At 36.7% G+C, this 14308-nt stretch carries 17 protein-coding genes and 1 rRNA gene; 11 read left to right on the top strand and 7 right to left on the bottom strand.

Going from position 1 to position 14308, the window contains the following annotated elements:
* Positions 1-66: 66 nt before the first annotated feature.
* From rpmB to AACZ73_RS08035, 10 genes are all read left to right on the top strand, one after another.
* Positions 67-309, top strand: a complete 243-nt coding sequence (gene rpmB / locus AACZ73_RS08080) for a 50S ribosomal protein L28 (RefSeq protein WP_057939354.1) — start codon at positions 67-69, stop codon at positions 307-309.
* A 31-nt stretch (positions 310-340) separates the two neighbouring features.
* Positions 341-523, top strand: a complete 183-nt coding sequence (gene rpmG / locus AACZ73_RS08075; RefSeq protein ID WP_057939355.1) for a 50S ribosomal protein L33 — start codon at positions 341-343, stop codon at positions 521-523.
* 37 nt (positions 524-560) lie between these two features.
* Positions 561-713 (top strand): DUF4295 domain-containing protein, encoded by a 153-nt coding sequence (locus AACZ73_RS08070; protein WP_310108035.1) that lies wholly within the window; start codon positions 561-563, stop codon positions 711-713.
* A 91-nt stretch (positions 714-804) separates the two neighbouring features.
* Positions 805-1764: a signal recognition particle-docking protein FtsY gene (ftsY, locus tag AACZ73_RS08065; protein WP_339877003.1), complete on the top strand. Its 960-nt coding sequence runs from the start codon at positions 805-807 to the stop codon at positions 1762-1764.
* A 770-nt stretch (positions 1765-2534) separates the two neighbouring features.
* Positions 2535-3989: an MBOAT family O-acyltransferase gene (locus AACZ73_RS08060; RefSeq protein WP_339877001.1), complete on the top strand. Its 1455-nt coding sequence runs from the start codon at positions 2535-2537 to the stop codon at positions 3987-3989.
* 5 nt (positions 3990-3994) lie between these two features.
* A complete protein-coding gene (locus AACZ73_RS08055; RefSeq protein ID WP_339876999.1) occupies positions 3995-4990 on the top strand; it encodes a hypothetical protein in 996 nt (331 codons plus the stop codon).
* A 184-nt stretch (positions 4991-5174) separates the two neighbouring features.
* On the top strand, positions 5175-6026 hold the full coding sequence (locus AACZ73_RS08050; RefSeq protein WP_339876998.1) for an SPFH domain-containing protein: 852 nt from the start codon (positions 5175-5177) through the stop codon (positions 6024-6026).
* A 2-nt stretch (positions 6027-6028) separates the two neighbouring features.
* On the top strand, positions 6029-6517 hold the full coding sequence (locus tag AACZ73_RS08045) for a hypothetical protein (RefSeq protein WP_339876996.1): 489 nt from the start codon (positions 6029-6031) through the stop codon (positions 6515-6517).
* Between the two features lie 3 nt (positions 6518-6520).
* Entirely contained in the window at positions 6521-6697 is a 177-nt protein-coding gene (locus tag AACZ73_RS08040; protein WP_339876994.1) for an Arc family DNA-binding protein, read from the top strand.
* A gap of 57 nt (positions 6698-6754) precedes the next feature.
* Entirely contained in the window at positions 6755-7099 is a 345-nt protein-coding gene (locus tag AACZ73_RS08035; RefSeq protein ID WP_339876992.1) for a hypothetical protein, read from the top strand.
* A gap of 13 nt (positions 7100-7112) precedes the next feature.
* On the opposite strand, the gene AACZ73_RS08030 is transcribed toward AACZ73_RS08035, so the two are convergent.
* Positions 7113-8606 (bottom strand): TolC family protein, encoded by a 1494-nt coding sequence (locus AACZ73_RS08030; RefSeq protein ID WP_339876990.1) that lies wholly within the window; start codon positions 8604-8606, stop codon positions 7113-7115.
* A 173-nt stretch (positions 8607-8779) separates the two neighbouring features.
* On the opposite strand from AACZ73_RS08030, the gene AACZ73_RS08025 reads away from it, so the two are divergent.
* A complete protein-coding gene (locus AACZ73_RS08025; protein ID WP_339876988.1) occupies positions 8780-9544 on the top strand; it encodes a class I SAM-dependent methyltransferase in 765 nt (254 codons plus the stop codon).
* Here AACZ73_RS08025 and AACZ73_RS08020 read toward each other — a convergent pair.
* The 6 genes from AACZ73_RS08020 to rrf all read right to left on the bottom strand — a co-directional run bounded on the left by AACZ73_RS08020 (position 9541) and on the right by rrf (position 14110).
* Positions 9541-10503 (bottom strand): glycosyltransferase, encoded by a 963-nt coding sequence (locus tag AACZ73_RS08020; RefSeq protein ID WP_339876987.1) that lies wholly within the window; start codon positions 10501-10503, stop codon positions 9541-9543. The two genes, AACZ73_RS08025 and AACZ73_RS08020, sit on opposite strands and share 4 nt — an antisense overlap.
* Entirely contained in the window at positions 10503-11465 is a 963-nt protein-coding gene (locus tag AACZ73_RS08015) for a glycosyltransferase family 2 protein (protein WP_339876986.1), read from the bottom strand. Before AACZ73_RS08015 ends, AACZ73_RS08020 begins: the two co-directional genes overlap by 1 nt.
* A 3-nt stretch (positions 11466-11468) precedes the next feature.
* Positions 11469-12017 carry a DUF4199 domain-containing protein gene (locus tag AACZ73_RS08010; RefSeq protein ID WP_339876984.1) on the bottom strand — a complete coding sequence of 183 codons (549 nt, stop codon included), beginning with the start codon at positions 12015-12017 and terminating at the stop codon, positions 11469-11471.
* 7 nt (positions 12018-12024) lie between these two features.
* Positions 12025-12537 carry a DUF4199 domain-containing protein gene (locus tag AACZ73_RS08005; protein WP_339876982.1) on the bottom strand — a complete coding sequence of 171 codons (513 nt, stop codon included), beginning with the start codon at positions 12535-12537 and terminating at the stop codon, positions 12025-12027.
* Positions 12530-13774 (bottom strand): dihydroorotase, encoded by a 1245-nt coding sequence (locus AACZ73_RS08000; protein WP_339876980.1) that lies wholly within the window; start codon positions 13772-13774, stop codon positions 12530-12532. The genes AACZ73_RS08005 and AACZ73_RS08000 overlap by 8 nt, the downstream gene beginning before the upstream one ends.
* Positions 13775-13998: 224 nt before the next feature.
* Positions 13999-14110, bottom strand: a 5S ribosomal RNA gene (gene rrf, locus AACZ73_RS07995).
* Positions 14111-14308: the final 198 nt, after the last annotated feature.

The raw sequence follows: 14308 nt of genomic DNA, 5'->3' as shown, positions 1-14308 counted from the left end.
ATCCCCAAAAAGTTCCGATATTTGCAGACTCATTACAGAAACGGATACAATTTACTATACATTACCATGGCAAAAGTTTGTGACATAACCGGAAAAAGACCTCGAGTAGGTAACAACGTCTCCCATGCAAACAACAAGACTAAGCGTAGATTCTACCCAAATCTTCACAAGAAGACGTTCTACGTTCCAGAAGAAGATGCATGGATCACTTTGAAAGTTTGTACTAAGGCATTGAAGACTATCAATAAGAAAGGTATCACTGCAGTTTTGAAAGAAGCTCAGGATAACGGGATGATTGTAATCAGATAATCAAGGTCACGACCCTTAAATTAATTTAAAGATGGCTAAGAAAGGCAATAGAGTACAAGTGATTATGGAATGCACGGAGCACAAAGCTTCAGGCTTGCCAGGTACTTCAAGATACATCACGACCAAGAATAGAAAAAATACTACTGAGAGATTGGAATTGAAAAAATTCAACCCAATCATGAAGAAAGTAACTGTTCATAAAGAAATTAAATAATTTAGCTCGGAAGCAATTCCGTTAAAACGACAAGACCATGGCTAAGAAAGTAGTAGCAACCCTAAAAAAAGAAGGTGGCGTGTCTTACGCCAAAGTAATTAAAGCAGTTAGATCTGAAAAGACTGGCGCTTATACCTTCAGAGAAGAAATGGTTCCTTCCCCTTTGGTACAGGACACCTTGAAAAAATAAGTTGCAATTTGCAGCATAAGACATTTTAGTCCCTCTGTCCATCGGTCAGCAGGGACTTTTTCGTTAAATTCCACTTTTAAAAAGCACACGTATGGGAATCTTTGGTTTCTTTTCAAAAGATAAAAAAGAAAGCCTTGATCAGGGCCTTCAGAAATCAAGCGAAAATATTTTTACCAAACTTAGCAAAGCTGTCGTCGGCAAATCCAAAGTAGACGATGAAGTTTTGGATGAATTAGAGGAAATTCTTATTACCTCAGATGTCGGTGTGGATACTACTATAAAAGTCATCCGTAGAATAGAAGAGCGTGTAGCCAGAGACAAATATGTGAATACCGCCGAGCTTGATGTAATTCTAAAAGAAGAAATAGAAAACCTACTCAAAGAAAATAATACTCAGGACCTCCTTGATTTTGATCTACCTGAAGGCAAAAAGCCGTATGTGATCATGGTAGTGGGAGTAAATGGAGTAGGAAAAACCACCACTATAGGCAAGCTCGCCAATCTTTTTAAATCAGCTGGAAAGTCAGTAGTCCTAGGAGCTGCCGATACTTTTAGAGCTGCGGCAGTGGATCAATTGATTCTCTGGGGAGATCGGGTTGGCGTGCCTGTGATATCCCACGGAATGAATACAGATCCTGCATCTGTCGCATTTGATGCAGTTAAGCAAGGAGTAGGCACCAATGCAGATGTTGTCATCATCGACACGGCAGGTCGACTTCATACTAAAGTAAATCTGATGAATGAGCTTGGTAAGATTAAGCGCGTAATGCAGAAATTCATCCCAGATGCACCGCATGAGATTTTGCTCGTATTGGATGGGTCTACTGGGCAAAATGCATTTATCCAGGCTAAAGAGTTTACAAAAGTAACTGAAATCACATCATTAGCTATCACCAAATTGGACGGCACAGCCAAAGGAGGAGTTGTGATCGGAATCTCGGATCAATTCAAAATACCTGTCAAATACATAGGCGTTGGTGAAAAAATGACCGATTTACAGATTTTCAATCGAAAAGAATTTGTCGATTCGCTATTTACGAAGAAGAAATAATTGTAATTAAATTTTCATACTTCTTCCATAAATCAATATTGGCAAATGACCATTGCATTATAATTTTCGCAAGAGATAATGCTGGTATCCTGTAAGATGAATTTACACCTATGAACTTACAGACTTATTTTTAACGCTTTCAAGCAAAAAAATCCTTCATTTTATATTCATCAAAACTCTGATTTAAATCGGTGATCCAGACAGAATAAATGACCCAGATATGGTAAAGAATTGAAAACACCATTGCTATCGGGAAAAATTGAAACCCTAATTGGATACCAAAAGCACAACCAACTATACCGAAATTATAAAACTTGATGCGTAAATAGCCCATCAAGGTGATATTCTGACCACCTATGGATATTTTAGATTTAAAAAATAATTTAAAATAGAAAGTGGTAAAAAAAATGTGTTGCTTTAAACCATCAGAACCGATCAGCAAGAAACAACAAATTTCTAAAGTGGAAATATGGAAACTAATGCCCAATCTACGAACGGCCTAATTAGAAAGGTAAGCAAAAATCCATTCTCTAATTTAGATAATTGAACTAGAGTCACAGTAGATTTAATTTAATAATTATATTATTATTAATCGGTATAACTTATTCAATTTACAGATAGCTGTGAAAATAAATGAATATTAAAAAGAACTTAAAGTGAGGATATTTAACTCACTTATTTAAATCTTTGGAAGCGCTATACATAAACTTAGCATACTCAATTTTTAACTATTTTTATTTTATAGTAACTAAGCTTTAACAATACTTCAAATGCTACTTAACTCCTTAGACTTTGCTATATTTTTACCAATTGTTTTCATCCTATATTGGTTTGTAGTAAATAAGAATTTAAAAAATCAAAATTCATTATTACTCGTTGCAAGCTATGTCTTCTACGGATGGTGGGATTGGAGATTTTTATTTCTGATTTTCTTTAGTACCGTTGTTGACTTTCTTGTTGGCAAAAGGATGAAAGATGAGAATAATGAAACTAGAAGAAAATTTCTATTAGGTGTAAGTCTCGCTATAAATCTTGGCTTGTTAGGTTTTTTCAAGTACTACAATTTCTTTATAGATAATTTCATTAAAGCATTTTCCTTTTTTGGAAGCGAAATACACCCTAATACATTAAATGTTATATTACCAGTAGGAATAAGTTTTTATACTTTTCAAACACTAAGTTATTCGATTGATATATATAGAAGAAAATTAGAACCGGCTTCTGATTTTATTTCATTTTCCACGTTTGTAAGTTTTTTCCCTCAATTAGTGGCTGGTCCGATCGAAAGGGCTACTCACCTATTACCTCAATTTTATAAAAAAAGAGAATTCAATTATCATCTCGCTGTAGATGGAATGAGGCAGATATTATGGGGCTTGTTCAAAAAGATAGTTATAGCAGATGGATGTGCCCAATACGCTAACTTGATTTTCAACAACTCGTCGGACTACTCAGGAAGTACACTACTTCTAGGTGCTATATTTTTTACATTTCAAATCTATGGAGATTTCTCCGGGTACTCTGATATTGCAATTGGAACATCTAGATTATTTGGTTTTGATTTAATGAGAAATTTCAACTATCCCTATTTCTCAAGAGATATAGCAGAATTTTGGAGGCGTTGGCATATATCACTTTCAACATGGTTTAGAGATTATCTATACATACCACTAGGAGGAAGTAAAGGGGGTATCTGGATGAAAGTAAGAAATACTTTTATCATATTTATAGTAAGTGGTTTTTGGCATGGTGCCAATTGGACGTTTATTGTATGGGGCTTATTAAACGCAATTTATTTTTTACCTCTCTTACTGACCAATAACAATAGAAATAATTTAGGACCAATTGCAGAAGGAAGGTATCTACCTGGTTTTAAAGAGTTTATTTCTATTATGGTGACATTTGGGCTTACAGTGATTGCTTGGATATTTTTTAGAGCAAGAGATCTTCATCACGCATTTGACTACATCGCAGGAATTTTCTCTCAGTCACTGTTTCAAGTTCCAGTATTTTCAAACAGGCTTGGTGCGGCACAGGTAATTACTTTTATAATCATTTTTTTAGGCTTTGAATGGATAGGGAGAGATCAACAATTCGCAATAGCAAACTTGGGCCTGAAATGGAAAAGACCTGTTAGATACACTATGTATTATACTCTTATTATAATTATTATGTATAATTCTCTTGGTAACAGCAATCAAGAATTTATATATTTTCAATTTTAATTCATATGGTCAAGTTTATTCGCAATTCAATATTTTTTCTAATACCATTAGTACTTTTAGGTTCTATTCCAATCAGTACATTTTATATAATGGATCCATTTAAAATTCTTCATCATCAGGACGAGTTCACCAACTCTATAGTAGATTATGATGTAGATTATGTAAATACTGAGCGTTACTTAAACTTACCGGATAATTATGATTCGTTTATTTTTGGAAGCTCACGTTCTGCATATGGCTTTCTCATTAGTGATTGGAAAACCCATCTTCCCGATAGTGCCAAACCTTTTCCATATTCTGCTGGCAATGAATCTATATTCGGGATAGTGGGAAAAATAAAATTGATAGATGAGCTAGGTGGAAAAATGGATAATGTATTAATTGTAATTGACACAGAATTAACTTTGCAAAAACTAATTAATAGTCATGGCCATTTGGTAATTAAACATCCAAGAGTTTCTCATGAAAGTAGGAGCGCATTCATTTCTGAATACTTAAAAGATTATATTTTTACTGGCTTCTTTATACGATATCTGGATTACAAAATTTTCGGAAAAAAGAGAGCTTATATGGATGGGTATCTTATGTTAGACAATAATGAAATTGGTAAAAAATTTATCCCTTTTGATGCACTAAAATTAGAAGAACAAATTAATGCTGATAAAAATAAGTATTATAAAGAAAAGGAAGAAATCTTCTATGAAAGACCAAAAGAAGAACAAGTATCAAAGAGATTAATATATTCTAGCGTAACAAAGCTCTTAACTCAAATAAAAGAAATTTTTGACAAACACAATACTAAATATAAGATTGTAATCAGTCCAATGTATACGCAGGTAAAAATGAATAGTGCAGACTTGAAAATTCTTAATAAAATATTTGAAAATAATGTTTATGACTATTCCGGTAAGAATGCTATAACAGAAGATAAATACAATTTCTATGAATCAATGCATTTCAGGAAGGATATTGGAAAGCAAATCATGGAGGAAATTTACTAAAATCAGTACAACGACAGGATTTCAAAACCTGAAACTTACCACAATTTTATCTTCATTAAAAACAGGAACTGTAAAACCAAGAAATACCTCGACCAAGGTCGGGGTATTTTTTTTTGATGATTTCAAACTTTTCCAGAAAAATTAGCGTAATTCAATATGATATCATTTTAACATCAAAAAAAATATGGAAAAAGTAACTAAACCTATATCAGGATATATCATGATCCTGCTTGTTATTGGACTTGTCATTTTCGCGGTTGCACTTTTTATTCAGCAAATAATGATTGTAGTCGGCATTTTATCAGTGGTGATAGCATTAATCTGTCTTGGTGGATTCTTTATCGTGGAACCCAACAAATCGATGGTTCTTCTGCTTTTTGGTGATTATAGAGGAAGTGTAAAAGCCAATGGTTTCTACTGGGTAAGTCCTTTTATGACAAAAAAGAAAATTTCCCTAAGGGTGAGAAACTTTGAAAACAAGCCTGTGAAAGTAAATGACAAAATAGGTAATCCTGTAATGATAGGGACCATTGTTGTATGGCAAGTGGAAGATACATTCAAAGCTACCTTTGATGTAGATGACTATGAGAATTTTGTTCACCTACAGTCAGACGCTGCTATTAGAAAAATGGCTGGCTTGTATCCCTATGATAATTTCGAAGCGGAAGAAGCGGAAGTGACACTGAGATCTGGAGTAGAGGATGTCAATCATTCTCTGGAGCAAGAAATAAGTGAACGCCTACATCACGCAGGAATCAAAGTAATAGAGGCTAGAATTTCCCATTTGGCGTATTCTTCAGAGATAGCTTCTGCTATGCTACAGAGACAACAGGCAACTGCAATTGTAGCAGCCCGTCAAAAAATCGTGGAAGGAGCTGTTGGAATGGTCGAAATGGCTTTGGAGGATTTAAAGTTAAAAGAAATCATAGAATTTGACGATGAGAAAAAGGCGGTAATGGTATCCAACTTGATGGTAGTTCTTTGCTCAGATAAGAGCGCATCACCTGTTCTCAATGTAGGAACATTGAATCAATAGCCATGGCCACCAGGATTTTCAAAGAGACTCAATCTTATGTAGGAAGCTGGGTAATGTATGTAATCATACTGACAGAGCTTCCAGTCCTGATCTTATTGATTGTTTTATACGCTACGTCCCAGAAAAAGCAAGAAATGGCGCTTGCCCTAGGATTGGTTGTTGGTACTATGGTTCTGATCTTAGGTCTGATTTCCAATCTAAAACTGGAAACGAGGATTGACCCAAAAGGCATATCATTTCGGTACAAGCCATTTATTCTTAAATGGAGACAATTTCCAAAGGAAGCAATAAAGTATGCCAAAGTAATCAACTATAGCCCATTGACCGATTTTGGTGGATGGGGATTTAAAGGAAACAAAACTACTAAGGCCTACTCGGTTCTGGGCAATGAAGGACTACTTATTAATGTAGGTGAAAAGAAAAAAATATTGATAGGAACGATGAAATCTAAAGAACTGGCAGATTTCATCGAAAACTGGATGGAGGAATAAATTATGTCTAAGAAGAAAGCATTTGCACTACGACTGGATGAAAGTATGATGAAAGCTCTTGAAAAATGGGCCGCAGATGAGTTTCGTAGTACAAATGGTCAACTTGAGTGGATCATCCGGGAATCTCTTAAAAAAGCCAGCCGCTTACCAAAAGGAAATAGCGACTCGGATATAGAGTAATTCCAAACATCACCAAACTATTAAGCGTTGTACCTTTACACTATAATTACTGAAACTATGAAAAAACTAATTTTCGCATTCATACTATTAGGTGGATTGATCCACCTATCTCCACCTGAAGTAAAAGCCCAGACAGTAATATCTTCTTCAGTAGACGCAAAAACTATGGAGAAGGTCGAGAAAGCAAAAGTCAAACTCGAAAAATATAAAGAAGACTATGACAAGGCAATTGAAAAGCGACAAAAATTGAGAGAAGATTTTGAAAAGAAAAACTCATCTGGAAAACTTTCACCAGATGATATCTCAAAAATCACAAAGAAAATGGACAAGCAATCCAAGTCTATTGAAAAGATGGAAAAGAAAATGTCAAAGCTTGAAGAGTACATTGAGGAAAATACCTAACTGACACTTAAGTTTATTGTTTTTCAGGGACATACAGAAGTTGGTCATTTTCGAAATCATACAAAGTGAGTGACCTCAATTCATAATAAGCCATCCAAAAATCGCGTAAGGATGTGTAAAAGGCTCGTTTATTCGAGTCTTTTTCATTTTGTGCAATGTTAAGATTTGAGATGGTCACATTACCAGTTTGATATCTTCTTAAGGCGATATCATACCTGCGCTGCGCTACGTCATCTGAAACTTTAGTCACATTCAGGCGCTCTTTAATCATCAAAAAGTTTTTCACCTTGGTGAAAATCTCCTGTTCAAAAGTAATCTTTTCCTGGGCCAGTGTATTCTCTACCAGATCTTGATTTGCCATAGCCATGGACATTCTGGCTTTATTTCTACCCCAGTCTAAGATGGGAACCGAAAGCCCAAGACTTACCAAGGATTGTGTATTTGGATTTTGGTAAATATCAGGAAAATTCAAAGCCGCATTATTGTAGCCGTATCGTGCATTGAGCATTACCTGAAATCGTTGGCCTTTTGCCTGAGCTAAAGCAGAAGCTGCTTCAATCTTTTGCCTATCGAATCCTATAGCTTCAGCCCTATTCTGAAAGGCCAATTCTATCGCTCGATCGACGTCTACTTCAAAGTCAGGAATATTCTCGGGGGAGATCAGATTGAGTTTGGATGACTGATTTAATCCTATGAAAGAGTTCATAGAAAACGCGGCGCTTTCCAGTTCAAGTTGTGCCTCCGCCATTTCTTGCTGAGCATTCAGCACCTGCAATTCTACCTGTAAAAGCTCATCTTCCGGTGTGACCCCAATTTCGTTTCTCTTTTTTTCTATAGTGAAGATATTCTCTGTGTTGTTTAGATTAGAAGTAGCAATTTCAGAATTGACTTGGGCAATCAAATATTCAAAATACAGCTGAGTGACATAGATCGAAACTTCTTCCATTTCTTTCACATACGCCCTCTGACTTTCTTCAAAAATCAATGGTTCAATTTTCTTGTCCCACTTATATACATTATATGCAAAAATGGGTTGCTGCAAAGCTACGCTTACGGGAACACCTGAGTATTGGGTCTTTGGTTCTCCAGGGTATGAAAGAAAATTATCGAATCTTGTAGTGGAAGTATTCACGGAAACGGTTCCTCCTGTAGCTCCAATTACCTGCTCCAATCCTAATCCTAAATCCATCAAATTTTGCTTCACCTCAAGAAATTCTATCGATCCATCGGGCTGAGTAATTTGATTGTAAGATTGATAATATTGTGGAATTGTCCCTGTAAGTCTTAATTGAGGATTGTAATTGGACCGAAACAGCCTATACTGCCAAAAGCTATTTTCCTTTCTGTTTTTCGCACGAAGAGCCGCCGGAGAATTATCCCTCGCTTGCTGCACAAGCTCCTTTAAGGTAAAAGTCGGATTATTCTGAGCTCTGGAAAAGCTAGGAAATAAGCTGAAAATTAGTAATAGGGATAAGGATGTTAAAAATTGAAATCTTCTGATCTTCATGGAGTGGAATTCTAATTCTGAAAAAGGAAAACTTTTCTCATCAACTAAAATACTGATTGATTGATCACAAACAAGAATCTTATTGCTCATCAAATCTAAAAAAAGCGAAACATTAATATTCATTACCCTCCTTTTGTCCCTTTGCGTAACTTGCAGCCTGATTAGAACCCACCATGAAATCCATCATCAGTTTCGTTATTAGATACGTACCTAGGCCACTATTACAGCGTATTAGCCCATTTGTAATGAAAGTCTTTGCGCAGATGAATTCTGGCAAAAATGTCACTTGTCCAATCTGCAATCACAGTTATAAAAAATTTCTGCCCTATGGTAGAATCGCAAGAGCAAATGCATTGTGTCCTAATTGCCTGTCTTTGGAACGTCACAGATTGATGTGGCTATTTCTTCAGGAGAAAACAGACTTCTTTACTGCTCCGCTACGGGTTTTGCATGTCGCACCCGAGCATTGTTTTATTGAGCGTTTTGAAGGGTTAAAAAATCTTGATTACATCACTGCAGATATAGAATCCCCTTTGGCAAAAGTGAAAATGGATGTTCATGAGATCCCTTTTCCTGAAAACAGTTTTGACGTGGTATTTTGCAATCATGTCCTGGAGCATGTACAAGATGACATAAGAGCATGTTCTGAGTTCAATCGGGTTTTGAAGCCCGATGGATGGGGTATACTTCAATCGCCTGTATACCCAATCGAAAATACCTTAGAAGACAATACAATTACTGACACTGTAGAAAGGGAACGCATTTTTGGACAGCGCGATCATGTACGCAAGTTTGGTAAAGACTATGCTGAACGTTTAAGAAAGTCGGGAATTAAAATTGAAGAAAATCAATTTGTAAAGGAAATTTCCTCCGAGGTAGTCAAGCAAAATGCGCTTCCTCGGGAAGAGGTAATTTTCGTCTGTAGAAAAGGTGCTTAACCTCTAATCACTTTTTTGAAAAGCTCAAAAGGCAACCCGAGTCCATAGGACCAAAGTTGAGAGAGGGAAGTAACCCAACTCAATATCCCTACTTTGGCCGAGCCGTTTTGTAAAGCTGAAGAAAGAACAACTCCCAAACTCCATAGCATAAATAAGCATGCACTGAACTTAAAAAGCAATGCATCCAAAAAGTAAAAAATCGGTATACTCAGGCAAAAAAGGAGAAAAGCTGTAGGTAGCCAATGCACCAATTTGATCGCTCCTTTGTGAAACCTTGACACATTCACTCGATTTCTACCAAAGGAAAAGGCTTGTTTCGCAAATGATTTGAGTGTGTTTTTACGCTTATGATATACAAACGCCTCCTTAACTAATTCAAGTCTGAATCCCGCGTTCTTGATGCGCATACTCCATTCTATGTCCTCTCCCTGATTTGGGTCTACGAAACCTCCAGTTGTTTCAAATACTTTCCGCGAGACACCCATATTGAATCCTCGAGCCTGATAGTTTGAAAGATCTTTCATCTTACCTCGAATACCACCCGTAGTCCAAAAAGATGTCATCGCAAAATCCATTGCTTTTTGCAATGCAGAAAAATCCTCATCTGCAGCATCAGGACCACCGAAAGCATCTAATTGTCTGTCCTTTATAGCTTCTGAAAGCTTTTGTAAATAATCGACGGGCAAGATCACGTCTGAATCCAGAATCACGAAAAAATCCCCTGTGGCATTTTTCATACCCTTATTCCTGGCAAATCCTTGCCCGGTATTTTCTTGAATTAGATACTGGATATGAAGAGCATTCTTAAAGCTACCGACCACATGAGATGAAGTTACGCTGGAACCATCCTCAATCACAACAATTTCAAGATCATCATCTTTTTGCTTAAAAAGACTTCGCAATAATTCCCTTAATTCCTCTGGTCGATTATAAACCGGTATGATTACCGAAAACTTCATCAAAAATCGAAGTTAATCTCTTCATCAATTTTGTATTCTGTATCCTTTGATTGATTGGAAGTCATCAACTCAGCAATAAATCCAGTAACAAATAGCTGCACACCTATAATCAAAGCTACTAATGCCAAGAAAAAAAGTGGCTGCTCAGTAATTTCTCTTACTTTATATCCTTTGCTCAAGCCGTAAACTTTCTCAAATATCAACCAGCAAGTAATCGCAAAACCTGTGAGAAACGAAAAACTACCCAATAATCCAAAAAAATGCATGGGCTTCTTTTTATACCTATGTACAAAAGATACAGAGATCAGATCCAAAAATCCATTTAAAAATCTTTCTAATCCAAATTTGGAATACCCATATTTTCTAGCTTGGTGCTGGACGACCTTCTCTCCTATTTTCCCAAATCCATTCCATTTGGCCAGCAGAGGAATATACCGATGCATTTCACCATAGATCTGTATATTCTTCACCACTTTCAGTCTGTAAGCTTTCAGTCCACAATTGAAGTCATGTAATTTGATCCCGGAAATCCATCGTGTTATTCCGTTAAAAAAACGGGAAGGGATAGTTTTTCCTATTGGATCATGACGTTCCTTTTTCCAGCCAGAGACCACGTCAAATTTCCCTTGCGTAATCATCACATATAATCCAGGTATTTCGTCTGGACTATCTTGGAGATCTGCGTCCATAGTGATTACTACATCTCCGCAAGCCTTCTTAAACCCAGCATCCAGTGCAGCTGACTTTCCATAGTTTCTGGTAAAGTTGATTCCTTTTACCTCTGTCGAAAGATGTGATAATGAATTAATAATTCCCCAGGAATTGTCCGAACTGCCATCATTTACATATATCAACTCATAAGAAAAGCCGTGATCATTCATGACACGGCTAATCCATTGAGTTAATTCAGGCAGTGACTCTTCCTCGTTAAATACAGGAACTACAACTGAAATTTGGGTCATAATTTAATAATCGAGAGACTTGTCTCTCTTCTTTAGGATTGCTCCCAAAATTAAAGCAATAATCGCATACACAATAAGCCCAAAGCCAAAGTTCTTTAATTGACCTGCTAAAGTAAAGCTACTCGCAGTGTCGGTTCGCATTTTCTCCAGAATGGCAGGATCCATTGTATCTGGGTCTTGACCAAGATTCTCCATAAAACCCAAAGCATTTTCAAATGCTTGGTCTGCTAAAACTCCAGCAAGAGAAGGATCTATGACTTGGAACAAAAGTATTTGTCCAATCAAACCGACTAATCCAGAGATTACCATAGTTGTGAAGCTAAAATTAAAAGCTGTCCCAAAGGACATAAAACCTCCTATTTCAGATCTATATTGCTTTCCAAAGTATATGATCAAAACAAAGAATAAAACTATAGCTACTAGTCCAAACCATGCTGAACCAAGTAGAGTAGAATTAATAAAATATGCTATAAAAGTAAGTGCCAATGACACTAATCCAATAGTTAAGCCTGGCTTAATTGCAGCCTGAAAAGGAGATTGTTTCTCTTCCATAAGTTCGTTAGTTAGGATTTTTCCTTAAAATAATAGATATAATAATAGTAAAAAACAGACCCGGGATGATTTTCCAAAGTGCATCATTCAAAGCCACATCCCAAGGAATCATATTTTTGATGCTCTCTAAGGTCATATTGAAAGAATTCTCTCCCACTTGGGATACTATGGATTCCTTACTCGTGGATAGCACAGCTAGCTTTGAGTCTTTTATTTGACCAAATAAATCAGGACGAACAATCAAAATTATCCAGATTCCTCCCAAAGACACTAAAGCCTCTAAAATATAAGTTACAAAGCCTACAGACATTCCCTCAGCAAAAGAAAGGTAACCTGTATTGCTATATTCTTTGAAGAATTTGATAGCAAGATAAATAGCTACAGGGGTTATAACATATCCAAAGACCAGATTTAGATTAGTGGGATCAGGATATAAGAATGATAAAATTATAAACGAAAGAATACTCAAAATTCCCGCAAAACCTCCAAACTTATAAGCAGTACTAAAGTATTTATACATTTACCTCTATTAATTGTCCCTTCTGCACCACATATCTGACTTGTCCAACAAGCTCCTTTTCAAACCATGGTGAATTGGATGAAAGTGATTTATTGGATTTCTCATCGTATGTCCATTCAGCTTTCGGGTCAAAGATCGTCCAAGACTCGCTCAATTTGTGAGGAAGTATGGATTTTGGTTTGGCAGTGATTTTATCTATCAAAAGTGGCCATCCAAGTTCTTTTTCAAGTTCCACCAATGCCGGTAAAAACGTTTGTAACCCGACCATTCCAAAATTGGCAAGATCAAATTCCATGAACTTTGAATCAAGATCCTCAGGTTGATGATTACTTACTAATGCATCTATAGTCCCGTCTTTCAGGCCCTCAATAAGAGCCTCTCGATCCGCGTCTCCCCTGAAAGGAGGCTTAACTTTTAGATTAGGATCAAAATCCATCAAGTCCCCATCAGAAAACAACAATTGATAAATAGAAATATCAGCAGTCACATTCAATCCCTCAGCTTTTGCCTGGCGAATAAGGTTCACACCTTTGGCTGTATTGATGGTCTGAAAATGAACTCGCCCACCTGCGTAACGAATAATCTCCAAATTCCTTTGAATAGCTACATCTTCGGCAAGATTAGGAATACCTTTCACACCTAACATGGTAGAATTCTCCCCTTCATGCATTTGACCAAAGATGGCAAGCAGTGGATCATAGGCGTGATCAAATAATACTCCGTTAAATTTCTGAAGGTATTGAAGTATTTTCATATACCGATCTCCATTTGACAAAGGCTTATTACCTTCTCCAAACACACTAACTCCGGACTGATGATGCATATCCAGAATCTCTGTCAGATTTTCCCCATCTGTGTTCTTTGTCACTGCTCCTTGTATTAAAAATTCAGGTGTATATCGTTTGGAACGATTGATGACAAAGTCCACATCACTTTTAGACTGAATAACGGGATCTGTATTTGGCAAAATAACAGCAGCTGAAAAGCCACTCGAAGTCAATGATTCAGCCAGACTTTCGATAGATTCTTTGTATTCATGACCAGGCTCACCCATACTGCACCTGAGATCAATCCAACCTTCTGTCAATAACCATCCAGAGGCATTAATTTCTTTATCAAATTTCAGAGAGTTGCCAGAAGCAGCTAGAATCAATTCTCCATTGTCAAAAACATAATCCCCAGATTCTTTTATACCATCAGGATTAACAATACGGAGACCTTTAAATAGAATAGACATTCAAATTGGGCTTTGATGCAAAACTGCAACAATATTCTAAAAATGAAAAGTGGAATTTGAAATTGTGTGATAAAAACCAAAGTATATACAACTAAAATCATTCACAGATATTTTGATCAGAATAAGGTTCACGGGCAAAACTTGATTTATCGGATGGATTAATACAAAACCGGAATAGTCTTAAACGCGAAAAAGCCAGCTGTTTAAAGCTGGCTTTGGAATAAATGAGGCGGCGACCTACTCTCCCGGGTGTAACCCCAGTACCATCGGCGCTGCAGGGCTTAACTTCTCTGTTCGGGATGGGAAGAGGTGGGACCCCTGCGCTAGGCCGCCTAAATCTTTGTGGTATGACCACTTAATATCTTAAGTTCTCTGTCTTTGTCTGCACCGGTCACCCGACACCAAACATCCGACAGTTACTAACATGTCTTTGCAGAAACTGTAACAAACGTAGGGTAAGCTTTTGGGCAATTAGTACTACTCGGCTATGACATTACTGCCTTTACACCTGTAGCCTATCAACGTCATCGTCTC

This window comes from uncultured Algoriphagus sp. (assembly GCF_963974835.1).
Taxonomy (GTDB): domain Bacteria; phylum Bacteroidota; class Bacteroidia; order Cytophagales; family Cyclobacteriaceae; genus Algoriphagus.
This window is presented reverse-complemented; position numbering and strand designations above follow the sequence as displayed.